The sequence below is a fragment of the Pseudooceanicola nitratireducens genome, from assembly GCF_900109195.1.
Lineage (GTDB): Bacteria > Pseudomonadota > Alphaproteobacteria > Rhodobacterales > Rhodobacteraceae > Pseudooceanicola > Pseudooceanicola nitratireducens.
The window spans coordinates 959,269-983,802 of the sequence record NZ_FNZG01000002.1; the positions used below are offsets into that span (position 1 = coordinate 959,269).

Below are 24,534 nucleotides of genomic sequence, written 5' to 3' on the forward strand. Positions count from 1 at the left end.
TGAATGCACGCGGGAGATAGTCGCGGACCATCCAATCCGGCCTGGATCGATCTAACCAACTCCGTCACGCCATGTTGTATGCTCTATCGGACGAAACCCTCGTCGATGCTCAAGTCGATTTCGGGATCGAATCGACGGTGTTCATCACGAGGTCGTAGCCGTCACCTCTTTCAAAAACATGGTTTGCCAATCACAGAGAGCGTTTTCGGTCTTTAGCGTCGAACTAAAAAGCGTCATCGACTGGCATCGACGCAATTTCCTCATCCGTCGGGCGTGGACGGCTATAGTCATGTGCCGAAGAGTATTTGCCGTTGATCGCATCGTAGACGCGACGGATGCTGCGGAGTTTCTGGTGCGCTGACATCCCTTCCCGAGACGCCGGGCCCGTGTCATAGACATCTCCGCCCGCCGGCGCCACGGTGTATCCCAGCGCTTGGAGCGCCTGGGTCGCTTCTTGGCGAAGCATGCGCCGTGTATCCTGATCTTTACAACTGACTACGACGTGAGAGATCACGCTCGGATCCGAGCTGTAGTTTCGATCAACGCAGAAGCCAAATAGCGTATCTACATGCCGGCTGCTCAGCCACACGCAGACATCACGCAGGTCGAGAGAGAGTCTTAACAGTTTGCCGACCATTGCGATTACGATCATTCCCGATCATGTTTCAATATCCAACGACGCCGGGTCCTCGCTGAGACGGACCGGGCCCCTCATTCGAAGCTGAAGGCAAGGGGCACTACCCAGAACTGGTTGCAAACCCTCGACAATGCGAATTTGGTTACCGACAACATAGCAAGTCACGGAGGTCACGGATACACCTTACCCGCTGACACATCGGCTTTGAGGCGACAGGAGTGGATGAGGACGGATGGTAGCGCATCGCGCAAATGGCAAAGGGTTCGCTGTTGGTCCGCAAGTTGTCTGCCGTGTCGAAAGTCCACCGCGAGCGGCGGTGCCCGATGTCAGTCAAGAAGAATACCATCTTCCAAGGCAGAAAAGGACGAGGTGCCTTCGGCCACATCGCTGCTGCTTGAGGACTATTTCGACCTTTACATCGCGAAGAAGCTCCAGGGATATACGGACGATTTCGGTGAAGAAGAAGTCCCGGATGAATTGGCAGGCGAGCGATGAAAAAACATCAGCCGGAACAACCTTGAGGTTGGTAAGGGGCTCTGGGTGCGTCTGCTGGGCAACCGCCCGTTGAGTGAGATTTCCGACAAGGATATCCGCGAAGCCAAGAAAAAAAATTCGGAAGCTTCCGGAGACCCACGGCAAGAGTTGCTCGGAAACCCGTGACCTTGATGCCCTGATCGCAACAACGGACGAAAAGGAAAAGAGAAACGTCGAGCGCGCTGTTGCAGAAGCGACGCTGTCCGGAGGTTCCGAAGCCAAGATCGAGCGCGCCCGGCTGAACAACCTCATCCCGCGTATCCGGGTCGAGACGATCCTGAAGCACACGCGTTCCCTCAACCGGCCCGCCAAGATGCTGGTCAAGCTCGGACACCTCGACGCCAGCCCATTCACAAAGCATATGATCAGCAACAAGAGCGCAGAGGCAATGAGAAGTCTGAAGATAAGCGCGACCGTCGTCCCTGGGATGACCGGATCTACAAGTTCCTCGCGACGCCGGTGTTCCGCGGGGCGTGCGATGACGTTGGCGACCCCATGTTCTGGGCGCAGCTCATGGCGCTGCTCGGCGGAGGACGCGAAGAGGAAATCCTCCAGCTCTCACCCGAGGATTTCGAAACGACCGGCGGGATTCATTACTACCGGCTGCACAATAAGCCCGGGAACAGCATCAAGTCGGACGCTGGACACCGGCTGATACCGGTCCATCCCGAACTCGTGCGGCTCGGTTTGATCGAACTCGTCGAGTTGCGTCGCCGAGCAAGCGAGCCCCGCCTCTTCCCGGATCTCAAGCGCGGCAAGCACAAGGAAACTTTCACAGAGCTTTGGACTAAAGAATTCACCAAATACCGCCAAGCGCACAAGGTCTACTGGCGCGGTCTCGACTTCCATGCGCTCAGGACGACATTTCACCATGCGTTGATGGAAAATCTGGTGCCCGGCTACGTCAAGAGGGCGCTGATGGGCCATGAGCCGCTCGATGAGGGCGAGAAGTCCTACGCTCAAGATGGCATCTCCATGAAGACGCTCCACGGCGTGATTTCGGAAATCCACTTCAACCTCGAGCAGGTGCGCAGCCCCTTCAGCCACCGGAACATAGGCTCCAAAGCTGCCCCCTTCCGGGTCGTCGGGTGACCCGATGCCCCCATGGTCGCCGGCGCCCCTATCCCAGGGGCGCCGAAATGGCATCAAGCCGCCTCGATAATGCCGAGGAGGTCCGTCAGCCTTGCACCGGTCCAGCGGATTGCTGCGGGTGCATCACGCTGACAAACACCCGCGATCATCATGTGCTCGACGAATGACGGCTGGATGTCGTCCAGTCCGGCAAGGACCCGCTTGATCGCGTTGCCGAGGCTTTGCAGTTCCGGGACCCGCGCTTCCGAGAGCCGTGCGGCTTGTCGCGCGGCTTCAGCGGCTTCGAGATCCCCGAAGGCTTCCAAAAGCTCAACGAGCGCGGGCTCTTCCCGACCGAGAAAGTCGGCGATTTCAGAAATTTTCGGACTGTGCACATTCGCCCGAAGATCGGTGTGGGGTGTAATGGTGAGCATGAAGCCCTCCTGCTCTGACAGCCGACGGCGTTTGCCGTCCGTTGATCTGCTGTCGTCAAGTTTGGCGAACGGGCGCGGCCATAATCAGCCGCGCAAGCCCGATCAGTTCCTGGGCGGGCAGCCAGTCGGCCGATAAGTTCGGAGAGCCCTTTGCATTTTAGCCTCAGAGGCTGTCCGAGATTTGTATTGAACCCTCAAGCCCGCTCAGCGCGCGACGAACATGGCCGGTTCGTTGCCGGTCATTTTAGTAGGGGCAACAACGGCATCCCGCCGCTCCCGTCCCTTCAAATGGCTGCCGCCAGCCGCGCATTTGAGCCTTTGTCAGTGGTGTTCTGGAACAGCTCCCTTGGGTCCGCTCGATTGCCAGTCGAGCCTGACGCCTGCCTTGGACTTGACCTCACTGCCTCCAGTCGGTGACCCATGATGTGGATGGCGCCACGGCCAGGTATGGCCGTCAAGCGCTGCCAGCGGGGTGCGCCAGCAGCGCCTGTGGCATTCCTGCCTACGCGGCCACGCGGCGTGACCCGGCGGTTTGGGCGGCAATCAGCGGTTCGAGCGCATCACGCAATCCGTCGGTGAGTTCGCAGATCTCCTCGACGATCGGATCGGCTGGATCGATCGCCGCGAACCGCGCCGCCTCTTCACGGGTTTCGTCGTGGACATTCTCGAGGGACAGAAGCTCGAGAAGTGCCGCGAGTTCGGATCGCGTGCGCCGGGCAGGACTGATCCCGGACGTAAGACCGTCCAGGGCATCGAGCGAGAGGCGTGCCCCCCGGCTCCCCCCGAGAAGCGCCGCGGCATTGATCAGAGCCTCCCGATGGGAAGCTGCGAACTCCCTGAGGGGAGCGAAAGGGTCATCGGTGGTGAAAGTGTCGGGGCGGATGTGGTCGAACATGACGTCCTCCAGTTCGGTGGTCCGGCTCCTGGCCGGGTCAAGATCGTCCCTTCCTCACTTTCGTCCTCATCCGCGCCAATCGGGCCGGGTGTCCGATCAGGCCCTCACAGGGAGGGGCCTGACCGGACACCCGGCCATCGGCGCGCCATTCAGTTCCTCTGCCGTATGGTTGCGTTGCCGAAGTTTCCGGGCTGTGCACTTCTGCTGACGAGACTTCTCGTCGCCTTTTGACAGCCCGGATGCCTCTTCACTTTATCGACTTCCGATGAAACCTCGTTTGGGCTCTGCTCGTGATTGCCCTGCGTCGCAGATTTCCCAGTTTCATTCGACCTGCGTTTCTGCGGGTCGGGCTCGTGTCGACCGACAGCGCGGCGGCGCTGCTCTCCGCGGCCTCACGCAGCTTCCGGGAGGCCACGATCTGATCGGCGCGCTGATGATACGCAGGCGTCACGGCATCGCTGCGGTGGTTGAGGATTATGGTCGCAAGTGCCGCTTCGTCTGGGGCCGTGGCGACGATGAAGTTTCCGACCGAATGGCGGATCGCGTGCGGTGTGACCCGAACTCCGAAGAGCGGCTCGGTGAAGTCACCCAGGTTTTTCGAGAGTTGTGCGGCTTTGATCGGGCCGCCACGCTCGCCGACGAGCAAGCGTGTTTCCTCTCGCGCCGCGACGACGGCACGATGCAGACCGACGTAACGGCCAATGGCGTCGGTCAGCGTTGCACTGAAAGCTCGCCTGTCGATATCGCCTTCCTTTGTGCTCGAACCATCGAGGAAAAGCCCCGTAAGATCGTCCAGTAGACCGCTTCGCAACTCCACCTCGGCGCAACTGGTGATGCGGATCGGCGCCTCGGCAAGCAGGATCATCATCAATGCGGTCCGCGCTTTCGTGTGTGCCGCGACCAAGGCTCTTCGGTTGCGGGCAGCAGCATGGAGTGCATCGGCCTTGTCGAGTAGTTGTTGCCCGGCCGCCCGTAGCTCGGCGGCGTCGATGGCGCGCGATGCATTCCGAGACCCGTGGTAGTTTGCGAGCTTTTTGAGCCGATTACGCGCGGTCATCAGCCACGCCCAGGATCTCTCCGGTCGCACTGCGGCGGCAAAGCCGGCCAGACCGGCCACATCTATGGCAACGCCTCCAAGGCGACGTTCGCCGCTTTCCACGCGGGCCTGGTCCTCTCGGAGCTTGGCTCGGAGAGACTTAGGCGTGATATCAACAGCCAGCTGTCGTGTTCGGCAGTAGTCGAAATGCAATGCCGCTCCTTCAAGACGCCGTTTGATCGTGCTTGGGGCCCAAGCCTGAACGAGGATGCCGTCACCGAGCCCGGCCTCGTCGACATGAAGGAGCGGCATCGCGGCATCACGCCAATCGTCCGGAAACCTGGCCAGGTTGCGTGCGATCATTGCACGCAATTGGACGCGGGGGTCCTGCCGCAAGGTCCCATGGTAGTCATCCGCATAAAGCGACGCCGCCGCATCCGGGAATGCTATGGCCAGCGCCTGGCGCACCTCGTTGCGCAGCGCTCGTGTCATGTGTTGGGTGCGCTCCAGCCACGTCTGCCGAGATACGGCCCGGGCATCAACTCCGAGGTCATCCGCGATCTTCAACCAACGCCCTAATGCACTGCCCAGTCGCTTCCGTTGAGACTCCGAGAGTTGGCGACGCTCAAACCGGGTCCGAAGGTCCTCGGGCCAGCTTGACCGCGGCAGGGTGAGACTGTGCTTCGGCATGTCATATTTCCTTTCCGGTCTGCGGATCGACGAACTTGAAAGCAACGGTTGCAAGCACTTGCCGCGACTGGCGCTCCAGCAGGTGGATGTAGCGGCGTTGCGCGATCAACCTCGAAACCTCGGCGTAGTAGGATTGGGTCGTTTTCAGGCGCTTGTGACCGAGAATTTCCTTGACCAATGCCATGGCGGACGGGTCCTGATCGAGGATGACCTTTCCGGCGAGGTGGCGCATCACGTGCAGGCAGAGGTCCAGCCCGCAATGCTTCTTCATGTGCTTCTTGAAGCTGTTGTTGAGCTTGGCTCTGGTGAAGTAACCCATACCGGGGGCGTAGCCGCCATTCTCGATTTCGCGCCCGCCGGCACCTGGAAATAAGTGAGGGTTGTCGGGGGAAGCTTTCGCCCGTCTCCGGGCAATCGGCAGGAAGTGCTTGATGTAGTATTTCAGCATTCGGACGGTTTCACGGTCGATCCGGACGTGGATCTCCTTCAGAGTCTTGCCCTCGTGCGCAGGAATGATCAGCGTGCCCTCTCCGTCACCTTCGGGCAGGATAAGGTGACGATCATCCCCGACATGGCGATATCGCGCGTGGTTCGTGCGCCGGACCGGCGCCACGTATTGCCCCATTCGAGCGATGAGCGCGTTGCGTGCGAGGGCCACGTGGGTGGACCGCGGCTTGCGACCCTGCCGGATCGGGGCGCATGCCAGGCTCCAAAGGACGGAAGGAGCCTCGAACCAGCGCTTGAGCTGAGATGTGTCGGCAAATTTCGCGAGCATAGTGGAATGGCGAGTGCCAATGCGTCGTTCGGCATAGACGCGCTTGAAGCTTCCGTCTGCCGACCGCTTCATTGCGATAACGCTTGGGTCGAGCTGCCGTTTTAACTCCTCGACTTCCGCCAGCCGACTGGGGTCGATGGCAAGCGCCCGCCCGACGGAACAGAGGGCTTCCACCAAAGTGTGTTCGTAGCGGCCTTTCACCTTGGGGTCGAAGACGCGCCCCTGCGACTCCTCCCTCTTGCGCCGCGCCGCGCGGACAGAAGCGACCAAAGCCGAAACAATGGACCGACAGAACAGGTCTCCGAGGGCCATGGGTTTCGATTGCACCCGCGGGTCGGATTCCGCAGCATGCCATGCGCGTTTGACTGCATCCCGCCAGTTCTTGTGAGTGCCGGGCTCCAAGATCGGTGCGGCCGCCCTCTGATCTGAAACCGGGGTCTCGAAGGCGATGCCCAGATCGGCGTATTCCGGGTCTTCGTCCGGGACAAGGCCTCCCCAGTCGCCGGGGTTCCGGACCGAGATCGCCGTCGCAAGGTATGCGTCTACAGGCGTGCGAATTCCTGGAGGGACGGCGGTCCATGCCACGTTCTGCTGGCGGTGCACGGGAGCACCGGGTAACCGCAGGTGCGGGCCCTCGAAACCGTCTTCGACTGTGTCGTTCCACCGCCGAAAGGCGGCGCGTAGCTTCTCGATATAGGTCGGCGAATGTGTTGCCAGTTCCATGGCGACGAAGGCCTCGATGAGCGTGTCATCAATCTCTACCGGGGCAATCCCCTGCCGCGCGCAGAACCCGGCAAGGCGTCGTAGGATCGCGACGGCACTCTTCTCGTGTTCCTTCATCTGGTGGTCGAGACTCGCGAGAATCTTTTGCCACTGCGAAGGCAGGGTCGCGGGGGCCGTCTCCCGCATGCCGGTGCTTAGCGGATCAACGAACCGCACTACCTTGCGAATGAGAGTCCGTTTGTTCTCGAGTGACTTCATGCTCGCGACACCGAAGGTCTCCGGAGTAGCGGTCCGCAGGAACGGCTCGATTGCACTGGCAGTCGCAGGGAGATCCTCGAGTGCGCCATTTTCCGATGCAGCGAGAGCTTCGAGCGCCGAGACGGCACGGCGCAACTCGTCGCTGCCGAGCCGGAGCCCAGCCGCGGTCGCCGCATCTGCAAGAGTCGGAAGTCGTGCGCGAAGGCGCTGAGCCAGCCAGCGCGTGGGCCGATCGTCCCAAGCCCGCAAGGCGCGGCGCAAGTCACTTGCGACCTGCAACCAGCGTTCCCCCACCTTCGCCTTCGTATCGGCATCGGGCGACTCGACCATCTGCCGGAGTCTTTCCACTGGCACCTCGCCGCCATCCCCCATGGCAGCACAGACGGTCGCCAGGCTTGCGAGAGTCGCGGTCCGGGTGGCCCCTTTCATGGTGGTTAGCCAGAGGCACCGGCGCAGGTCTGCGGTATCGCCGTTCTCGGTTGCGACATCGGTGCTTGCAAAAGTTTCGTGCTTCATTGTCTGGTTCGTCCTGTTTGATTGGTCCTGCGACCCGGTTTCGAGGTCCTGGCGCGTTCCGGCACACGCCGGCGGGACCTCGAGATCGGGCGACAGGGGCAGTCGCGGCGCGCCGTGGTCGGTCATCTGGCGACAAGGGATGTCATCTGCCGCCACCGGGGGGATTGGGGTGGTCTGCATGCCAACGCCGTGCAGTCCAACCTCACTCCCCGGGTTCCGCAACCTTATGTTTTTCAATAATTTCTTCTGGCGCGCCCGAAATGCGGCAATAAAGCCGCCAGCTCTCCATCATTTCTTCGGCGATGCCTTGGAATTCCCATATGTGTAGCGCTGTGACTGTCCACCGTCCGGACGCCCTCGATCCACGCAGGCGACCGCTATCGAGGTAACGGAGCACCTGGCGCTCGGAGCGCGCCAAGACCAGGCCGGCGTCAGCTGCGGTGTAGGTCTCGTCTGGAGCAACGATCATGGCCGTGCCTCCCCGCTCACACAGCACTGAAGCTCGAGCGGCAACCAACGCACAGATCGGCCCACACGGAGAGATTTGAGTTCACCACGCGCCGTGCGTGCTCGGACATCGTCCGGCGCACAGCCGAGGCGTGCCGCGACTTCGTGCAGGGTGAGCAGTGCCTGCGGTCGGTCGCCGTCGAAACACATTTGAAGAAGCGCGGGCAATTCTCCGACAGGGAGAGCGAGGGTCGCGCCGATGCGGATCGCGCTGAGATCACCTTTGTCGACCAATCGCGTCACCGTTCGTGGAGAGACGGCAAGAAGCCTGGCGGCCTCGGCAATCGAGATGGGCTGTATAGTGCTGATTTTCATTGGCTTTATCCATGTCTTGGTTGGGTTTGAGATGGACATAGGGAAAATTCGCCCGATCAAAAAACACGTCGCCGACAAGCAGCCAATCCACCTGACAGACATACGGACCCTCCCCGTAGGGAGAGGGTCCGTATGTCTGTCAGGCGGCCATCGAGAAAATTTCGCCGTGCCGTTTTTTTTCTTCCAGCGGTCGGACCTAAGTCCCTTCTGACAGCAAGTCGGACATTCTCACGAGCCGCCAAAAGGACACCCGCAATGCACAATCATCGACACCCCGAAGTGAACCCGAAGACGCCGGAGGGCCTCTATCGGGACGCCCGCACCCACCGACCGAATCTGGTATGGAACTACGCCGTGAAAGGCTGGTTAAGGCGCGCGGAAACATCTGTCCTATTCGGACCGAGCAACTGTGGAAAATCTGCCTTGGTATGCCATCTCGGCAACTGCATCGTCACCGGAACGCCCTACTTCGGTGCACGAGTGCGGCAAGGTATTGTCGTCCATGTCGGCGCAGAGGCCCCTACGTCCGTGCTCGACCGAATGCAGGCGCATGGAATCGGAGAGTCTCCAACGACCTCGCCTTACATTGTTCGCATGGAACCTGTGAACCTTTCGGATCCCGAGCAAGTGGAACAATTCATTGCCGAGCTCAACAACCTGGTTCGTGATTTTGGCCAAAAAGTCGTTCTGATCGTCTTCGACACCCTGGCTCGGTCGATCACTGGCGTCGATGAGAACTGCGCCGCGTCCATGACCGGCGTTGTCAATGCTGCCGAGAGGATCGCGCGGCGCAGCAACGCGCATGTCATGCTGGTGCACCACACCGGAAAAGATACGGATCGCGGCGGCCGTGGAAGCTCTGCCCTGCGCGGTGCTGTCGACACCGAGATTTCGCTCATGCCGCAGAAAGCAGAGGCAGTGCGCGTCCTTCAGGAAAAACAACGCACGATGCCGAAGGCGGGAGACCATTACTTTCGAACCGAGAGCTTTGTCCTGGGTCATGATGAGGATGGTGAAGACCGCACTACGGTGAAAGCTGTCGAGAGCCAGAAACCGTCAGACAAGGAAGCTGTGGGCAAGCCGACGCAAGCATCGAAATATGACACGGCGGTCCTGACCGTCCTCTACATCCGCGGCCTGACCGGCAAGCGCGGCGCAGAGACTTTCAAGGCACGCGATATCCTCGAATGCGTGCCGCCAGAGATATTCGGGGGCATGTCGGACGAAAACAGTATGGCGACCATCCGACGCGTGCTCGGCCGGTTGTCCGAGCAAGAGGCCCCGGTTGTCGAGAAAGTCGGCAGCGACTGGCGCCTTCGCGGTGCCGACGGCACCGCCTCGTCTGGAACGTGACGGGCGGAATTTCCGGTCACGCCCACTTAGCCAATATTCCCATCAACCGCAGCCATTAGACCGGGTTTGTCATTCCCGGTTTGACCAACCGAAAGACAAAGTCCTTATGACCAAGACCCTCGCTACGCAAAACCAAGGCGGCCGACCGAGAAGCTATTCACCGGATCTCGTCCATCAGATCGTCTCTGACATGCTGGAGAACGGCAAAACGGTCGTCGACATTGATGCCGCCGCTGTCAGGGAGGTGGACTTGCCCGGAAAAAGTGGAGAGCACCAACTGAGGAACCAGGAGGTGTTCTATGGGAAACGGAAACAGACCTACGCCGGAGTTTCGGCGTGAAGCAGTCAGACTGGCGCTGACAAGCGGTCGGACACGGCGCGAGATCGCAGAAGATCTGGGCATTGGCCTATCGAAGTTGACGCGATGGCTCAGTCGTGAACGGGGTGCTGGTGAGCCGGTCGAGGCGTCGATGGACCTGCACGCCGAGTTGAAGCGGTTACGACGCGAGAACACGGTTCTGAAGCAGGAGCGTGACATCCTAAAAAACCGTTCTGGGCCGCAGCCCGCCTGTGCGGGGTAGCAACAGCTTGTGCTATGCTCGTAGCGAAGGGCAGTTGCCGATGGCTTATTGGTGGGCTGGACCCCGTTAAAAAACGTGGCACAAGGGCTGATGCGCACTTGAGAGTGGTGACGGCGCGATAGCGGCGATCCCGGTTAGGAAGATGAAGAACTTGCATGGCCCACGCCCTTCGTTCCGAACGGAGGAGATGTCATGCCCAGACCTACGACCGGCGGCCACCCGGACTTGAAGATGGTCAATCCCGATGCGGCCGCGATCGACATCGGCTCGACGATGCATATGGCAGCGGTGAATCCGTCCAGCTGTGACATGTCGGTTCGCGCCTTCGGCACGTTCACCCAGGATCTGCACGACCTCGCCGACTGGTTCCGGTCTTGCGGCGTCACCAGCGTGGCCATGGAATCCACCGGTGTCTACTGGATACCGGCGTTCGAGATCCTCGAGGCCCGAGGCTTCGAGGTGATCCTCGTGAACGCCCGTTATGCCAAGAACGTGCCCGGCCGCAAAACCGATGTCAGCGATGCAGGATGGCTGCGCCAGTTGCATTCCTACGGCCTGCTGCGTGGTAGTTTCCGCCCCGAAGCCGAGATCGCAACCCTGCGTGCTTACATGCGCCAGCGCGAACGTCTGACAGAGTATGCGGCCGCGCATATTCAACACATGCAGAAGGCGCTGATGGAGTTGAACTTACAGCTGCACCATGTCGTCTCCGACATCACCGGCGCGACCGGCATGAAGATCATTCGCGCCATCGTCGCGGGTGAGCGCGATCCGGAGGTGCTGGCCGCTTACCGGGATGTGCGATGCAAATCCTCGCCGGAGACGATCCGGGCAGCACTTGTGGGCAATGACCGGGCGGAACATGTCTTCGCTCTGGCGCAGTCGCTTGACCTTTATGACTTCTACAAAGCCAAGATCAAGGAATGCGATCAGCGGCTGGAAGCGGCTGTTGCCGCCCTCTCAGTCAAGGGAGGGGACGATCGGCCGCCGCTGCCGAAGGCCCGGATCAAAGGCAGGCAAGTCAATGCACCGGCCTTCGACGTGCGAGCAGCGCTCTACGGGGTATTGGGAACCGACCTGACCCAGATACATGGCCTTGGTCCTTCGCTGGCGCTGAAGCTGGTGGCTGAGTGCGGCACTGATCTGCGCGCGTGGAAGACGGCAAAGCACTTCACATCCTGGCTCTGCCTGGCACCCGGCAACAAGATCTCCGGGGGCAAGCTTCTGTCGTCGAAGACGCGGCGCTCCTCAAGCCGGGCGGCGGCCCTGTTGCGATTGGCCGCCACAACCATCGGACGCAGCGACACGGCCCTGGGCGCCTTCTATCGCCGTCTCTCGGCGCGGATCGGAAAGCAGAAGGCGGTGACGGCCACCGCCCGCAAGATCGCCGTCCTGTTCTACAACTCCATCCGGCATGGAATGACTTATCAAGATCAGGGCGCCGCAGCCTATGATGAGCGACACCGCCAGCGCGTCCTCGCGAACCTCCAGCGACGCGCCAAGACCCTGGGCTACGCCTTGGCGCCCGTTTCGCCTGAACCGGCTGTTTCTTAGGAAAGCAGCAGCCTTCTTCGCGAAAGACGCAAGTCGATGAGCTTCGCTTTCATAGAGGCGGAGAAGACCAGCTTTCCTATCCAGAGGATGTGCAGGGTTCTCGGAGTCAGCCAGAGCGGGTTTTTCGCCTGGAGGGACCGCCCCGCCTGTCATCGCCAGCGGCAGGACATGATCCATCTGGCCCACATCCGAACGGCCTTTGCGCTGTCGAACGGGACCTATGGCAGTCCCCGCATGCACCGCGATCGCGTCGATGAGGGGCACCAGATCGGGCGGCACCGCACGGCACGACTGATGCGCGAGAGCCAGTTGATCGCGCGGCAAAAGCGGCGCTTCAAACGGACGACGGACAGTGAACATGCCTGGCCAGTCGCGCCCAACCTCGTGGCACAAGACTTCGCGGCGGACGGTCCGGACAGGAAGTGGGGGGCGGACATCTCCTACATCTGGACGGCAGAGGGCTGGCTTCACCTTGCCATTGTCTTGGACCTCTTCTCGCGCCGCGTCGTCGGTTGGGCCACGAGTGATCGCTTGAAGCGTGACCTCGCCGTCGAAGCCCTGCGCCATGCTCTGGCCGCTCGCAACCCTGAGCCAGGACTGGTTCACCATTCCGACCGCGGATCGCAATACTGCTCGGTGGACTATCAGGCGCGGCTCCGCAAACGTGGCATCTTGATCTCGATGAGCGGGCGCGGGAACTGCTACGTCAACTCGATGGTGGAAACGTTCTTCAAGACCATCAAGTCGGAGCTGATCTGGCCGGTCACCTGGCAATCCCACCAAAAGGCGGAAAACGCCATCGCCAGACACATCGACGGGTTCTACAATCCCGTCAGACGCCATTCATCGCTCGGCTTCCAGAGCCCGATCGCATTCGAGCGAAAGGCCCGCGAAGTGAGCTAAACGCTCTCCACGAAACCCGGGCAAGTCCACACCGGCATTATTTCTTCGACCTCGACGAAACTCGCGCAGAGACGCTGCGCGCTCTCACCGAAGAGCGGAACGGCGTGACGGTTCAGGTGGGCGACTGCAACCCGCTGATCCGCAACCTCGCGCCGTCTCTCAAGGCGCGCAACATTCGCGGGGTCGCTTTCCTCGACCCCTATGGCGCTCATATGGAATGGGCGACCTTAGAGGCGTTGGTGGACACAGGCACAATGGAAGTGGTGATCAACTTCCCGCTGGCGATGGCTATCAATCGCCTATCACCCGCTCCGGAAATGTTCCGGAACGTTGGGCCGACCAGTTGACCGCCTGCTTCGGAACAGACGAATGGCGCACCATCGCCTATAGCCGGGAGGTCGATTTGTTCGGCAACGAGGTTACGACCAAGAACGGCGATGTAGCGGAAATGTTGCTCGAACTTTATGTCAGTCGGCTAAAGTCGCTTTTCCCATTCGTCGCCAAACCGCACTTGATCCGGAACACGCGCAACGCGCCGCTCTATTACCTAATCTGGGCCGGGCCAAACAAACTTGGGCTGAAAGGTGCCGACTACATCCTTCGCCAAGGCGAGAGGGTTGGAAAACGTTGATTTGAATGGTCGTTACTCATTGCGAATGCGTAAAGCGGTTTTCGTTGCCCGCTCATCATCTGTGGTTCGGGCTCGATGCTGTCATGGGGCGGCGCAGCGCGTTGGACGCCAAGGCGAGTGTGCCCGCCCGGCCGAGCCGGCCCAGAGCCAACCTGAAATGCGGCAGCCGCAAGCCGCATTGCCGCCATTCATGCTTTCAGCTGTAACATGACCAAGGACGGGCTCGCGCGGGATGTCTTCTGGCCGCCTACGCAGCTTGAGTGAAGCCTTCGGGACGGAAGCGAACCATAGCTTCAGGGCCCCGAGGGCTCAGTTCGTAGAGCGATGGCCGCGCAGCCAAATAGGCGCGCCAGCTCCGCTCGGGATATGTGCTGATCCGAATCCCATGTTGAGTGTGCATCTTTGGGGCGAGTTCAGCGATGTGCATGCCCATGCCCTTGTTGCTGTGCATCGCAATCATGGCCCGGATCTTGCGGTCGAGCGCCGTTACAGTCGCTGGCGGCTCCGGCACAAGACGCACGGGCTGCGGCGTGCCGATTTCTACAAAATCGCTACAACCTGCGCGAAAGGCGTTAGGCGCCTTTACTTCACCAATCCCGATGACCTTAGCTCCATGCTCCCGCAATCTGGTTACAAGATGGATAAAATCACCGTCTGAACTTGCGATTACGAAACAGCGCATATTTTTGGACAGAAGCAATTCCAGCGCATCCAGTGCCAGAAGAATGTCAGCGGCGTTCTTACCCGTTCCACAATGCAGCATTCGGTAGCCAATCGCACCATGCCAGTCAGAGGGACGTTGTGCATCGGCATAGACGCGAACCAGAATTGGCTCGCCGTGCTGAGCGGCTATAGAAAGAATTTTTTCTGCGTGCTTGCCGCTAATGTTGTCACCGTCGACAAGCACTGACACTGGCTGCGCCATCGAAAACTCCAAGCCATAGATATCCAGGCTTATTGAAAGAAAAATGCGCCGAAAATTTGGCGTCTTTCGAAGTGCGTGGCGTGGGGATCGCCTCCGGAACATGGGGGCGTCGCGACCGGCCCGAAGCCGACATTCACTCCTACCATTGAATGCCGCACTGCGGCGCATCATTCCTGCCGTTCGCTGATGCCGATACCACCACATCTCAGCTAAAGAAATCGAGGATCAAATTCTTTTTCGGGGCATAATCTGCCATGCTTGGACTTGGCAATTAGAAGAAGCGAATATCGGTATGCATTTCTTTTATCTGGATGAAGCAGGCTGCACGGGAGCTGACATTGCACCAGGCCAGCAACCGATCTTCGTTCTGGGCGGTATCTCCGTGAGGGACGAAGGTTGGGTTCGAACGACCGGCGAGTTCGAGCGGGTGATCACTCAGTATTTTGCTCCTGATCGGGTTCCAGCCGGTTTCGAACTGCACTCGAGTGAACTTCTCAGTCCGAACGGCGAAGGCTTCTTTGACGGTCATGATCGGGAGAGGCGCAATCAACTCGCGCTGGATTTGCTCGAACTCATTGGTCAACGTTCGCACCATGTGCATTACGTCGCCCTATCGAAGGACGCGTTGAGCCGCGCGGCCAATGGAACAGAGCATGACACCTTCAATTGCCGTGTCCCTTATCTACTGGCATTCGACTACATGACAACGGTCGTCAATGGGCACGTAAAATCTCGGTTGGGTCGGTCCGCCCGCGGCATCATAATCATTGACGAGAAGGAGCAATTCGAGGCCGATGTCGCTTCCATTGCCAGGTTCCGTCGCTTCGAAGTTGTGCCGACCCAGAGGGTAAAACACGTCGTCGAGTTTAGTTATTCGATCGACTCGAGAAAGCATCCGATGATCCAGATGTCGGATCTCGTCGTGTTCTGCATCAAGAAGTTTCTCGAGGTCGATCAGGGGCATAGGGACGCATGGCCTGAAGCAGCAAGGCAGTTCTTCGCTCAGTGCTATGATCGCATTCACCCGCGCCTCATACGGACCAACTTGATTGATCAGGCTGGATTGCACGCGAGGCGGATAAATCCGGTGATCCAAGCCGCCGCGGTGCTGCCGCGCCGGGCGTGGAGGGATCACTACGGGTTGTGATCGCGGACAAGCGCTTGCATGACCCTTGCCTGAACCTCGTGCCATGTCTCCGTCTTTGTAGAAGTGAACTGGCCAATCTCGATCGCTCCGCCCCTGTCGAGCGCGATCACGACCAAGCTCGGCCACTCGAGCCTGACCTGGCAGCCGTATCGCGTCATCAATGGTGTATTGTCCGGGGTCATGCCCGTTTATGGCGCAGGCCCGCGTAGGGATAGATTGACGGGACGAGCGCCATTACGTCCTCTCGGTGTGGGTCTCGACGATAAAGGCAGCCAGGGCGCCGGCCGAGTTCACGGCCAAGGCTGCATGGCGCGCGGCCGGCTTCACGGGAGCTTTGCCTCCCCGGCCATGGCTGTCCGAGAGGCGGTTCCGCAGCGTGCCGAGACCATTCACCAGTTTCATAGCGCCGCCCAGGATCGCCTTGATCGGCTCCTCCGCGTGCTGGCTCGGCGCGAGGTTCAGCTCCTGTGCGACCATGCCGTAGAGCTTGGGGAGATCTTCCTTGTCGGTGTAGGGGGTGCCGACCTCATCCAGGACGTGCTTGCAGACGGTCTCCAGAAGCGTGCGTGCCGCAGTGATGGCACCTTCTGGATCCGTAGACCGCCTGTTCAGTGCGCGTGCCCAGGCTTCACTTACACCATCGGCAGAGAAGGCCGTCATCGCGTCTGTGACTGTCGCATCTCCTGGTGTCCGATAGGGCGCTTCAAGGTAGTCGATCAATGGCGTGAAGGCCTCAGTGATCAGCTGCCGCCGACCGGCATAGTTGCCACTTTCCTCTTTGATGTAAGGCCAGAATGCCGAGAGGGTCCGATACTTCCGAACGAAGTGTGGCAGCCGGTCCCGGATATCCGGGTCATTCATAAATTCTGTCCGGAGGATCCGGTAGAACGGGTCTTCGTGGCTACCGCCAGTGGCCGCGCTGATCATGATACCTTCGAGCATGGAAACACGTTCCGCCAGGGTGTCCGGCAATTCTGCCTCGATATTGTGATACATCATACCCCTTCCATCAGCCCCCGGATCTCGGTGGTATCCGGCATGATGATAACCGAACCCTCGTAGGTCGTCTCCCAGAAGTCGTATTCGCCGAGATGCGTGTCCCACTTACCGGCGACCATGACGTTGCCCGACATCTTCATTTCTTCGTAGCCCGCGCCCTCGGCCAGGCCGCGAAACCGGCTCCGAATGCGGTCCGGGCTAATCGCCTTTACGCTTTCCTGGAGAAGCGCGAATCCCTCTCGGATCGCGTCATTGACGAGTCCTCGCTTCCGGAGAATTTCCTCGATCCTGCGCTCGATCAGCTTCTCGTCAGCCGCCTTCAAGATCGTTGCCAGGCCGCCGCAAGCCACTGCCAACTTCGGAGGCTTCCTTCGCCGAAGGGCCGGGAAGATCCTCTCGAGTTCTTCCATGACCTGTTGCAGGGATTGCTCGATCGGGATGAGGTCACGGTCAAGGATCTCTATCAGTTGTGGCACTCCTTCGAAGACAGCTCCGGAGATCTTGCGCTGTTCTGCCTGGGCAACGCGCCGGTCGAGATCCTTCTCTATCTTCGCGACGGTGACCTTGTCCGTGAACTCCACCGCGCAGCAATGGTCGCAGAGAGCCTTGCTGACCTCGGGGAGGAGGGCGAAACACCCCTTCCGGTGACGTTGCCGTTGCTTGCAGAATGAGCACCGGACCATCTTTTCGGAGAGGTAGCCCTCCAACATGGCCGGGCGAATACCCGGTTCGACTTCAAAAACGACGCCCGGCTGTTGGTCCGGGTCGGTGATGACGAATTCTTCGTCGGGAGGCAGCGCCTCGCTCATAGTGTCGCACCCTTATCTCATCGATTGACTTCACTCCTATCCTTCCGGGGTTGATATACCCGATTTGTTCTCTTGTTGAAAGACCCGGCGTCACCCACAAGATGCTGTGCTGCGCCGCTGCGTGAAAAGCCCCCTCCGTGGAGGGGACAGTTGACGGGAGAGGCCGAGGCCCGTGTCTCCGATATCACTTGCGACCGCTGATGGGCTTTGAATTGACCCGAATTCGCAGGGAATGGCTGACCGCACCCTTGTCGCGTCCCGCACACAGAGAATCCCTGCGTTGCCCCGACCTAATGGACTTGGCAGTAGAGCCGCTCAGAACGCCACGAAAGTCCGCTATTGGAATGGCGAGCTGACATGCTGCGCGTGTAGAGAAGGACCGCTTCCCGCTCTCCCCGGCCAAGTGTGTTCCCGGCCCTTAGCGGACGTTCGGTCCAAACCCGTCCAAGGGCTTCTTTATCTCATGACCAATCTAAGGCGCGAGAACCGGCAAGTCGGACGGGGCGCTCAGGCGCCCGGTCCTTCAGCTTAGCAGGAAGATGCCGCTATTGCCCCGAGAGGGCCGCGTAGACCGCGCTCTCGAAATCCATATAGCCCGGAAAGGAGACCCCATCTGCGAACGGCAGGATCTGCGTTGCCCAGTAGCCGCCGATCCCGTTCTTCCGATCTATCCAATAGTAGCTGTTCGCCAGCCCGGCCCAGCCGATGGCGCCGGCCGGGCGACCGGTCGGGGCGTCTTCGGTGTTGACCATGAAGGTGTAGGACCAGTCCTTGGGCATGCCCGGGAAGAACTCTGCATCATTTGAAAGCGAGGGAATTACGCCGGGCAGCATGGTGACCTTCTGCGGCGGGACAAGCGCGCCCTTCACGGCCCATTCGACGGTTTCGGGCTTCAGGACCCGTCCGTTCGGCCCGTCTCCGTCGTTCAACCACATGCGGATGAACTTCATGTATTCCGGAACAGATGCGTAGAGCCCGTGGCCACCCATGTGGACCTCGGGATCATCGGGCAGTGCGAAGTCGTCCATCGGGGTCAGCCCGCCATCCTCGCCCCGCGCATGGATCGTGGCGGTCCGATCCTTCATGTCGGTGGTCCGGGTAAAGGCGATGTCCTGCATGCCGAGCTGGTCGAAGATACGCTCCTTCATGACCTCACCCAGACGTTTGCCGCGGATGCCTTCGACGACCTGTCCGACCCAGTCGATGTTCGTGCCGTATTCCCATTTCGTGCCCGGATCGAACAGCAGCGGCGTCTCGATACAGGCCCGGCTTCCGGTGACGACAGAGGGCTGGCCCTGCTCTTCGGCCAGGCGTCTGTAGGTCTCGTTGAAGAAGTCGTAGCCGAACCCGGCGGTGTGCAGCATCAGTTGGCGCGTCGTCACATCGCTTTTCGGGGCGCGCAGGCGGGGGGTGCCATCGGCACCAAAGCCGTCAATCACCTGAAGCTCGCCAATCGCCGGGGCGTAGTTCTTTGCGGGGGTATCAAGATCGAGCAGACCCTCCTCGACACATTGCAGAGCGGTCGTGCCCGCGATGGCCTTGGTGGTCGAGAAGATGGCGAAGACCGTATCCTCCGTCATCGCGTCGCCGTCCAGCCTCCGCTCTCCGGCAGCGCCGGAGTAGATATCGCCATTGCGGTCCGTCGCCATTGCGACAACCCCGGGCACACGCGACGGACCGCTGACCAGCCCGTTCAGAACGGCGTCACACCGGGTTTTCAGATCGTTTGTGTTGATGTCCTTCATTGGTTCCTCCTTTGAAGACGTGAGGGGAAGAATGCGGGACACATGCCGGGCGCGCTGTCCGCGACCGGCATGGCCTGTCCGGTTTCGGTAACAAAGTCAGTGTGGGCGGATGCGTCGCGCGGATCGGCCACGCGTCTGCGAAGGCGTTTCTCCGAACCTGTCTCGATACCGGCCGGCCAGAGCGCCGAAGTTCGAAAAGCCCCAGTCTGCGGCGATCACGGTGACGGTCACATTGGCTGGCAACGTTTCAAGATCCCGGCGAAAGCCCTCAAGCCGCCGCGCCACGAGGAATGCCCGAGGCGAAATACCTCGAAACTTCTGAAATCCGCCGGAAAGAGTCCGTGCAGAAACGCCGACACGCTTGGCCACATCGCCAATTGAAGGTGCCTCGCGCGCTTCGGCTTCCATGATCTCTTCGGCCGCTCGAACATAAGCGGGAGCGGCACAGCGGGCCCCGGTTTCAAGGCTCAACCCATTAGCCGATGCCCACTGGCGCAGCAGTTCGACGCAGAGCATCTCTTCGACATGTCGCGCCAGCACCGCGTTCGATGAGACTTCACCCTCGCGCGTCAATGCACGGGTGGCATAATCGAGCAGAGCGGGCCAGGCTGAGTTGGGACCACCGATCTTGACGCGGCTCGTCCATAGCCGGTCATCCGGAACGAAACCGAACCACCGCTCGGCCGTATCCACCATCGCCTGATGCGGGATCGTGAGGTTGAGCTGCATATGGTTGGGATCACCTTCCAGCCAATATTCAGCTCTGGAGCAGTCTACGACAAAACTTTCCCCGGCACCGGTTGCAACAGAGCCACCATCGGCTTGATGATCCAATGCCCCGCGCAGGGTGTTAAGAACAAGGATGTTTCCGGCGTCAGGATCGAAACGGTCAAGGTGAATACCGGTGCCGTAGGCAAACCGGGTCATGGTCACACAGCCCGCCTTCGCCGAAATCATGGTCGCGTCCGGGCGGGACAAGCGATCCAAAGGCCGCACCCGATACCGCATATAGACCGACCGGCAGAAGTCCTCCACTTCGTCCCAATCAGCTGAATGCGTCTTCTGCTGGTGCCGGATCGGCGACCCCAAAGAATCCAGAACAAGTGCATGTTCCAGCAAAACCGCGCTCCTCCTCGTGGTTCCAGCGTCAATGTAACACGATATTGGCGAGGTAGACATCCGGCATTCGTCGTCAAGAAATGAACGTGTTGGTGGCGACGCTCCGACGCGGTCGCGATCTGGCGAAGGCTCTAACCGAGCGCGTTGTCCCCCCGGCGTGTGAGGCTCAACAATGCCGACATTGGTTCAAGTCGCAGCGAATGACCGCTTCCCGCCCTATACCGACCAGTTCAGTTGCCAGTTCGCACCGTTTTCTAAGGATCAGCTGTGGCTACGGTCAAACAGTTGTCCATGGGGCAAGGCAAGCAGCATCGGCCCGGAAAAAGGACGGCAGGCTCTTCAGAACCTGCCGTAATACGTGTTTTTCTGCCTTTCTTTTTAGCCGAGAGCGCGGAAGTGCTCAACAGCCTGGCGCTTGAGCGGATGCTTCGGAAGACGCATCGTCCGCTCGTCTGTAAGTTCTTTGAACGAAGACGCCAGCGTGCACAGCTCGATAGGTTCGATCTTCTGCCCTGTGGCAGCGTTAATCGTCGCGAACTTGCGCGGCGCCTTTCCGTCTTCACTGACCACAATCTCTGAGGCAGTCCCGTCATCGGCGAGCGTGACGTCAACGGACAAGGGCGAACCCTTGCTCAGGCCGCACGACAAGATGATGGGAAAGCCGTGCTCCTCTGAAAATCCGATCTCGAGTGCGAATTCGGCTTTGTCTACGGCCTCCTTCAGCTCCTTCGTCCGATGCGCTGTGTAGTGAATGTTCATGATCGACCCTGTCCGGTGGCCGGCGATTGCCTGGCGCTGTCCGTCGGCAACGTCAGCGGCTCGCAAGAGGGAATGGAATGTCTTGCGAAGCGCATAGAAGTCTTCGTCGGCGTCACCAAGATCAAGGCGGTTCAGGATGATGTAGTATGCCTTGCTGAACGGCTCAGTCACTTTTCCCACCGCCGAACGATTGGCGGCTTCCGGGAAGAGGAGGGGACCATGAGCATCATCGAGGCCCTTCCACCATTCGATAAAGCCGAGATCGAGAAGGATCTGGGGAATGGGGACAACACGGTATGCGTCGTCCGTTTTTCCCAGTTGAGCTGCACCCTTAGCGATAGCGAAGCAGTATTCCCCGTTGCGCCAGATGATGTTGCGCCGCTCCAAGAGGAGTATTTCCTTAATCCGGCTGCCGATCATCATTACGATGAGTGGCACCCAATAGAATGCGTCGCGGATGATCACGTTTCCCGGGCGCCAACGACGGCTCTCAGAAAAGCAACCGGCGTAGATCGGAGAGGTCAGCAACTGGCTCAGTCGCTCTTCGGTCCAGGGCATGCGGAGCTTCGACTGGACAACCCGCAGGTAGAGCGGATCTTGTTTCTCCTCGCCCAGCGCCTTCACGATCCGTTCGACATCGCGATAAGAAATCACCTCTGGCATTTCCGTGCAGCCGAGTGCTCGGGCGCCTTTCATCAAGCGGTTCAGGCCGTCTCGGTTGCGCTTCAGCGTGCTGTTTGTCAGCCGGGGCACGAGCTGTTCCGACAAGAGGGCCCGTTTCTCCAAATCGGACAAATCGTCCCTGTCCCGAAGCGCTTCAGTCGCGATGTAGTCCGCCTCATCGGCTGCCTCAATCTCGTCATCCTTGGTGACCAGCGATTTGCTTGGGTCCTTGGGAGCATCTGGACAGAACCGGTTCTTACCGTGCCCTTTCCCGTGGCTCTTCGGCAGTCGAGACATCCATTTGAAGAATACCGTCTGTCGATCCGTCGTGATCGTCGCGACTGGAACATCTCCAAAGAACGCGAGCGCGACCTTTGCGATCGCATCGATGTTCCCCTTCATGTCGCGGGTAGGATAAAGTTCGAGCGTCTTGGCCCAGGCTGCACTCAGGGTCACCGGCTTCGTTCGGACGAAATCGTCGACTGGCAGTGCCGAGAAACGCGCGACGGAGTCTGCTGCTTCCGTGACCGCGTCGTATCCGTCGAGGGCCTTCACTTCGAGATCGAGAATGTCACGGGCCAAATCAGTCACCCGGCGTCCCAGGCTCGACGGGAGATCTTCGGGCAGAGTGATGCCAAGGCGGGCAGCGGCATCCCGCGCGATCTGGTCCACAAGTCGAAAGTCGTTCTTACGGGCGTGGTGACGCATATCGTCACCTTGGGCCGTCAGGCTCTGGATCTGGAGATCGAGCTCATCGTCGTCGATGGGCTCGCCTGCGTTCTGCGCGTCGATGATGCGGTTGAGTTCAGCGCGCAGGATGTCGGATAGGATAACCTTGATCTGCTCTGCGGTGATGGCGGTTGCGGAGGTGTTTGTCATTATTTTTCTCTCTTCGCGTTGTAGGACTGAGAGGAGATGCGCCGCCCGGCACATCGCCTCGGTCCGAAAATTCGTCCGAAGGGAGAGGCACAGAAATTTTCCCGTGCATTTTTTCTGATTTTTGACGCTACGTAATCTTTTTCTGAAGTAGTAGGTCGACCCTCTGAGAAGAAGATAGGGCCCTGGCGAACGCCGGGGACGGCGGGTCTTCGATAGCATCTTTGCCGCGTTGCAGGCGCCTGACGCAGGCCTGTCGATGGAGCGCGGTTCCGCAGGATGTGGCCCATCCTGTGATACAGCTTGTGGCACAGTCTCAGATTTCTGTGACACAGCATTTCCGGACCGCATCCTTGCGACCCTATATTCTTGGGCTTTTTTGTTCTGGTGGGAAAACATGGCTGGGGTGGTAGGATTCGAACCTACGGTACACGGTACCAAAAACCGCTGCCTTACCGCTTGGCTACACCCCAACAGTGACGCGCTGATTACTCTGGTCGTTTGAAGGGTTCAAGCCCTTTTCCTGCAAAAACCGACCAATCAGCGGGAAAAATTTCGCAGGGCTTCGGGCCGGGGGCGCGGGGTACGGAATGGCAGCCTGCGGGGGGCAGCCCGGGCGGTCATGTCATTCCGTGGGGGCATCGCGGGTCAGCAGGTCGTCGTCGCGCTTCTCGCGGCGTTCCTCGTCGACGATGGCCTCCAGCTCCTGGTCCTGGGTGGCCTGAACGTCCATGACCTGGTCGGGGGCAGGCGGGGCGGCCGCAGGCGTCACGGCGGGCTTTGCGGGGGCGGGTTTCGCAGGGGCTGGGGGCGCGTCGTCCTGCGCGGCCGGGGGATTGGCGTCTAGGATGCGATAGGTCGGCTCGGGCATGGCGATCGCTGCCTCACTCAGGGCGGCCATGCACAGGCGGATCGCCTCGCCCCGCGCGGCCTGAAGAGAGGTGACGCGCTGGTCGATCCAGCCGGCGATGCGCAGTGCCACGGTGCTGTCTCCGACGCTGTCGATCCAGGCATTGGGGGCGGGGCTTTGCAGGGTGAAGGGCAGGGCGGCCAGGGTGTCACGCGCCACCTGGGTGGCCAGCACCATGTCGGCATCGGGCGCAATCCCCAGATCGAAGACAAACCGCCGTTCGTCGTTCATCGAATAGTTCACGATGCGGCTTTTGAAGACCGTCGCATTGGGGATGCGGATGTGATTGCCGTCATAGGACAGAAGGATCGTCGCGCGCGAGGTCAGGCGGATCACCTTGCCCTCGTCCCCGTTGATCTCGACCGCGTCATTGGGGCGGAAGGGCTGCCGCACCGACAGCATGACCGAGGCGATGAAATTCTCGACCGTGTCGCGCACGGCGAAACCGATGGCCAGGCCGATGATCCCCGCCGCGCCCAGGATCGTCGACAGAAGGGCCGTGGCGTTCAGGATATCCAGCCCCACGACGATGCCGGCGATCACAAAGGCCAGGCGGATCAGCTGACGGTAGATGTCGGCGATGAAGGCATTGGGGGCCAGGCGGTCCCAGGGTTGTTTCATCCGGGCGATCACCAGGCCCAGGCAGACCACGATCAGGAAGGCCGCCAGCGCGATCAGCAGCAAGGGGGCCCAGGCGATCAGGTCTGACAGCCGTTTCTCGAACCGTTCGATCGCGGGGTCCAGGCGGCGCGAGACATCTGTGGTTTCCGAGACCTGGTTGCGGATGGCGACAACGCCTTCGACGCGGGCGGTCAGGTCGTTCAGATCACCGGCTGATGCTGCGTCCAGCGTGGTGCCGCGCAGTGTGACGATGCCCGAGGACACGGTGACGGTAACATCCTCATAGCCCTCAAGCTCTCCCAATATGTCGCGGATGCGGGTGGCAATAGCGGCGTCCTGCGCCGCACTGTCGGTGACGGAAATGGTGCCGGTCGGCTGGTCGCTGTCCTGCGCCACGGCGTTCAGGGCCAGGGACAACAGCAGGCAGAGGGTGAGGATGAGAAAACGGATCATGGCAAATACTTCGGTACAAAAGGATGGGATCAATCGGATCGTTGGAATGCTAGTGCGCCCGGGCCTCCGGGCAAAGGATTCGCTGCGCGCAGGAG

At 60.3% G+C, this 24,534-nt stretch carries 22 protein-coding genes, 1 tRNA gene and 2 pseudogenes; 10 read left to right on the plus strand and 15 right to left on the minus strand.

The genetic code is table 11. From position 1 onward, the window contains the following. Window positions 1-223: 223 nt before the first annotated feature. A complete protein-coding gene (locus BMX99_RS10500) occupies window positions 224-652 on the minus strand; it encodes a hypothetical protein (protein WP_093450988.1) in 429 nt (142 codons plus the stop codon). A gap of 354 nt (window positions 653-1,006) precedes the next feature. Here BMX99_RS10500 and BMX99_RS20005 point away from each other — a divergent pair, with 354 nt between their 5' ends. Next, window positions 1,007-1,132, plus strand: coding sequence for a hypothetical protein (locus BMX99_RS20005; protein ID WP_302846892.1), 126 nt, complete (start codon window positions 1,007-1,009; stop codon window positions 1,130-1,132). Window positions 1,133-1,666: 534 nt separating this feature from the next. Continuing rightward, window positions 1,667-2,263, plus strand: coding sequence for a site-specific integrase (locus tag BMX99_RS10505; RefSeq protein WP_139199485.1), 597 nt, complete (start codon window positions 1,667-1,669; stop codon window positions 2,261-2,263). Between the two features lie 53 nt (window positions 2,264-2,316). Here the strand turns inward: BMX99_RS10505 and BMX99_RS10510 are convergent, their stop codons facing one another. The 6 genes from BMX99_RS10510 to BMX99_RS10535 all read right to left on the minus strand — a co-directional run bounded on the left by BMX99_RS10510 (window position 2,317) and on the right by BMX99_RS10535 (window position 8,391). Beyond that, window positions 2,317-2,676 (minus strand): hypothetical protein, encoded by a 360-nt coding sequence (locus BMX99_RS10510; RefSeq protein WP_093450994.1) that lies wholly within the window; start codon window positions 2,674-2,676, stop codon window positions 2,317-2,319. A gap of 502 nt (window positions 2,677-3,178) precedes the next feature. Beyond that, window positions 3,179-3,571, minus strand: a complete 393-nt coding sequence (locus BMX99_RS10515) for a hypothetical protein (protein ID WP_093451000.1) — start codon at window positions 3,569-3,571, stop codon at window positions 3,179-3,181. A 247-nt stretch (window positions 3,572-3,818) separates the two neighbouring features. Next, a complete protein-coding gene (locus BMX99_RS10520; RefSeq protein WP_170848704.1) occupies window positions 3,819-5,099 on the minus strand; it encodes a tyrosine-type recombinase/integrase in 1,281 nt (426 codons plus the stop codon). Between the two features lie 199 nt (window positions 5,100-5,298). Then, window positions 5,299-7,749, minus strand: a complete 2,451-nt coding sequence (locus BMX99_RS10525; RefSeq protein WP_139199487.1) for a site-specific integrase — start codon at window positions 7,747-7,749, stop codon at window positions 5,299-5,301. A 22-nt stretch (window positions 7,750-7,771) separates the two neighbouring features. Next, window positions 7,772-8,038, minus strand: coding sequence for a hypothetical protein (locus tag BMX99_RS10530; protein WP_093451013.1), 267 nt, complete (start codon window positions 8,036-8,038; stop codon window positions 7,772-7,774). Beyond that, a complete protein-coding gene (locus BMX99_RS10535; RefSeq protein ID WP_093451016.1) occupies window positions 8,035-8,391 on the minus strand; it encodes an excisionase family DNA-binding protein in 357 nt (118 codons plus the stop codon). Before BMX99_RS10535 ends, BMX99_RS10530 begins: the two co-directional genes overlap by 4 nt. A gap of 255 nt (window positions 8,392-8,646) precedes the next feature. Between BMX99_RS10535 and BMX99_RS10540 the strand changes: the two genes are divergently transcribed. The 7 genes and pseudogenes from BMX99_RS10540 to BMX99_RS10570 all read left to right on the plus strand — a co-directional run bounded on the left by BMX99_RS10540 (window position 8,647) and on the right by BMX99_RS10570 (window position 13,413). After that, entirely contained in the window at window positions 8,647-9,744 is a 1,098-nt protein-coding gene (locus BMX99_RS10540; protein ID WP_170848705.1) for an AAA family ATPase, read from the plus strand. A gap of 106 nt (window positions 9,745-9,850) precedes the next feature. Then, window positions 9,851-10,084 (plus strand): hypothetical protein, encoded by a 234-nt coding sequence (locus tag BMX99_RS10545; RefSeq protein WP_093451027.1) that lies wholly within the window; start codon window positions 9,851-9,853, stop codon window positions 10,082-10,084. Continuing rightward, window positions 10,044-10,289, plus strand: a pseudogene (locus tag BMX99_RS10550) (transposase); the annotation flags it as partial. The gene BMX99_RS10545 and the pseudogene BMX99_RS10550, both read left to right, overlap by 41 nt. Window positions 10,290-10,517: 228 nt before the next feature. Then, window positions 10,518-11,879 carry an IS110 family RNA-guided transposase gene (locus BMX99_RS10555; protein WP_093451033.1) on the plus strand — a complete coding sequence of 454 codons (1,362 nt, stop codon included), beginning with the start codon at window positions 10,518-10,520 and terminating at the stop codon, window positions 11,877-11,879. Then, window positions 11,857-12,782, plus strand: a pseudogene (locus BMX99_RS10560) (IS3 family transposase); the annotation flags it as partial. The gene BMX99_RS10555 and the pseudogene BMX99_RS10560, both read left to right, overlap by 23 nt. Further along, the gene (gene tcmP / locus BMX99_RS19865) at window positions 12,752-13,129 is read left to right on the plus strand and encodes a three-Cys-motif partner protein TcmP (protein ID WP_244525631.1); all 378 of its coding nucleotides are present in this window, start codon (window positions 12,752-12,754) and stop codon (window positions 13,127-13,129) included. The pseudogene BMX99_RS10560 and the gene tcmP, both read left to right, overlap by 31 nt. Continuing rightward, a complete protein-coding gene (locus BMX99_RS10570) occupies window positions 13,126-13,413 on the plus strand; it encodes a class I SAM-dependent methyltransferase (RefSeq protein ID WP_093451041.1) in 288 nt (95 codons plus the stop codon). Before tcmP ends, BMX99_RS10570 begins: the two co-directional genes overlap by 4 nt. 247 nt (window positions 13,414-13,660) lie before the next feature. Here BMX99_RS10570 and BMX99_RS10575 read toward each other — a convergent pair whose 3' ends face one another. After that, window positions 13,661-14,338, minus strand: a complete 678-nt coding sequence (locus BMX99_RS10575; RefSeq protein ID WP_093451357.1) for an NYN domain-containing protein — start codon at window positions 14,336-14,338, stop codon at window positions 13,661-13,663. A 292-nt stretch (window positions 14,339-14,630) separates the two neighbouring features. Between BMX99_RS10575 and BMX99_RS10580 the strand changes: the two genes are divergently transcribed. Further along, window positions 14,631-15,485: a DUF3800 domain-containing protein gene (locus BMX99_RS10580; RefSeq protein WP_093451044.1), complete on the plus strand. Its 855-nt coding sequence runs from the start codon at window positions 14,631-14,633 to the stop codon at window positions 15,483-15,485. 234 nt (window positions 15,486-15,719) lie between these two features. On the opposite strand, the gene BMX99_RS10585 is transcribed toward BMX99_RS10580, so the two are convergent. The 7 genes from BMX99_RS10585 to BMX99_RS10615 all read right to left on the minus strand — a co-directional run bounded on the left by BMX99_RS10585 (window position 15,720) and on the right by BMX99_RS10615 (window position 24,439). After that, window positions 15,720-16,481, minus strand: a complete 762-nt coding sequence (locus BMX99_RS10585; RefSeq protein WP_212632864.1) for an abortive infection family protein — start codon at window positions 16,479-16,481, stop codon at window positions 15,720-15,722. Beyond that, window positions 16,481-17,293 carry a hypothetical protein gene (locus tag BMX99_RS10590; RefSeq protein WP_093451048.1) on the minus strand — a complete coding sequence of 271 codons (813 nt, stop codon included), beginning with the start codon at window positions 17,291-17,293 and terminating at the stop codon, window positions 16,481-16,483. Before BMX99_RS10590 ends, BMX99_RS10585 begins: the two co-directional genes overlap by 1 nt. Window positions 17,294-17,838: 545 nt before the next feature. Continuing rightward, complete coding sequence (locus BMX99_RS10595) at window positions 17,839-19,038, minus strand: methyl acetate hydrolase AcmB (RefSeq protein WP_093451050.1); 1,200 nt, start codon at window positions 19,036-19,038, stop codon at window positions 17,839-17,841. Window positions 19,039-19,134: 96 nt separating this feature from the next. Further along, window positions 19,135-20,157, minus strand: a complete 1,023-nt coding sequence (locus BMX99_RS10600) for an AraC family transcriptional regulator (RefSeq protein ID WP_093451052.1) — start codon at window positions 20,155-20,157, stop codon at window positions 19,135-19,137. Window positions 20,158-20,535: 378 nt separating this feature from the next. Further along, the gene (locus BMX99_RS10605; RefSeq protein WP_093451054.1) at window positions 20,536-22,458 is read right to left on the minus strand and encodes a site-specific integrase; all 1,923 of its coding nucleotides are present in this window, start codon (window positions 22,456-22,458) and stop codon (window positions 20,536-20,538) included. 395 nt (window positions 22,459-22,853) lie between these two features. Continuing rightward, a tRNA-Gln gene (locus tag BMX99_RS10610) sits at window positions 22,854-22,928 on the minus strand. Window positions 22,929-23,080: 152 nt separating this feature from the next. Then, window positions 23,081-24,439: a mechanosensitive ion channel domain-containing protein gene (locus BMX99_RS10615; protein WP_093451056.1), complete on the minus strand. Its 1,359-nt coding sequence runs from the start codon at window positions 24,437-24,439 to the stop codon at window positions 23,081-23,083. Window positions 24,440-24,534 lie beyond the last annotated feature (95 nt).

Bases quoted from the DNA above. Each gene is read 5' to 3' on its own strand.
- BMX99_RS10500 (WP_093450988.1), bottom strand. From the start codon at position 652: ATGATCGTAATCGCAATGGTCGGCAAACTGTTAAGACTCTCTCTCGAC.
- BMX99_RS10505 (WP_139199485.1), top strand. From the start codon at position 1,667: ATGTTCTGGGCGCAGCTCATGGCGCTGCTCGGCGGAGGACGCGAAGAG.
- BMX99_RS10510 (WP_093450994.1), bottom strand. From the start codon at position 2,676: ATGCTCACCATTACACCCCACACCGATCTTCGGGCGAATGTGCACAGT.
- BMX99_RS10515 (WP_093451000.1), bottom strand. From the start codon at position 3,571: ATGTTCGACCACATCCGCCCCGACACTTTCACCACCGATGACCCTTTC.
- BMX99_RS10520 (WP_170848704.1), bottom strand. From the start codon at position 5,099: ATGACACGAGCGCTGCGCAACGAGGTGCGCCAGGCGCTGGCCATAGCA.
- BMX99_RS10525 (WP_139199487.1), bottom strand. From the start codon at position 7,749: ATGCAGACCACCCCAATCCCCCCGGTGGCGGCAGATGACATCCCTTGT.
- BMX99_RS10530 (WP_093451013.1), bottom strand. From the start codon at position 8,038: ATGATCGTTGCTCCAGACGAGACCTACACCGCAGCTGACGCCGGCCTG.
- BMX99_RS10535 (WP_093451016.1), bottom strand. From the start codon at position 8,391: ATGAAAATCAGCACTATACAGCCCATCTCGATTGCCGAGGCCGCCAGG.
- BMX99_RS10540 (WP_170848705.1), top strand. From the start codon at position 8,647: ATGCACAATCATCGACACCCCGAAGTGAACCCGAAGACGCCGGAGGGC.
- BMX99_RS10545 (WP_093451027.1), top strand. From the start codon at position 9,851: ATGACCAAGACCCTCGCTACGCAAAACCAAGGCGGCCGACCGAGAAGC.
- BMX99_RS10555 (WP_093451033.1), top strand. From the start codon at position 10,518: ATGCCCAGACCTACGACCGGCGGCCACCCGGACTTGAAGATGGTCAAT.
- BMX99_RS10575 (WP_093451357.1), bottom strand. From the start codon at position 14,338: ATGGCGCAGCCAGTGTCAGTGCTTGTCGACGGTGACAACATTAGCGGC.
- BMX99_RS10580 (WP_093451044.1), top strand. From the start codon at position 14,631: ATGCATTTCTTTTATCTGGATGAAGCAGGCTGCACGGGAGCTGACATT.
- BMX99_RS10585 (WP_212632864.1), bottom strand. From the start codon at position 16,481: ATGTATCACAATATCGAGGCAGAATTGCCGGACACCCTGGCGGAACGT.
- BMX99_RS10590 (WP_093451048.1), bottom strand. From the start codon at position 17,293: ATGAGCGAGGCGCTGCCTCCCGACGAAGAATTCGTCATCACCGACCCG.
- BMX99_RS10595 (WP_093451050.1), bottom strand. From the start codon at position 19,038: ATGAAGGACATCAACACAAACGATCTGAAAACCCGGTGTGACGCCGTT.
- BMX99_RS10605 (WP_093451054.1), bottom strand. From the start codon at position 22,458: ATGACAAACACCTCCGCAACCGCCATCACCGCAGAGCAGATCAAGGTT.
- BMX99_RS10615 (WP_093451056.1), bottom strand. From the start codon at position 24,439: ATGATCCGTTTTCTCATCCTCACCCTCTGCCTGCTGTTGTCCCTGGCC.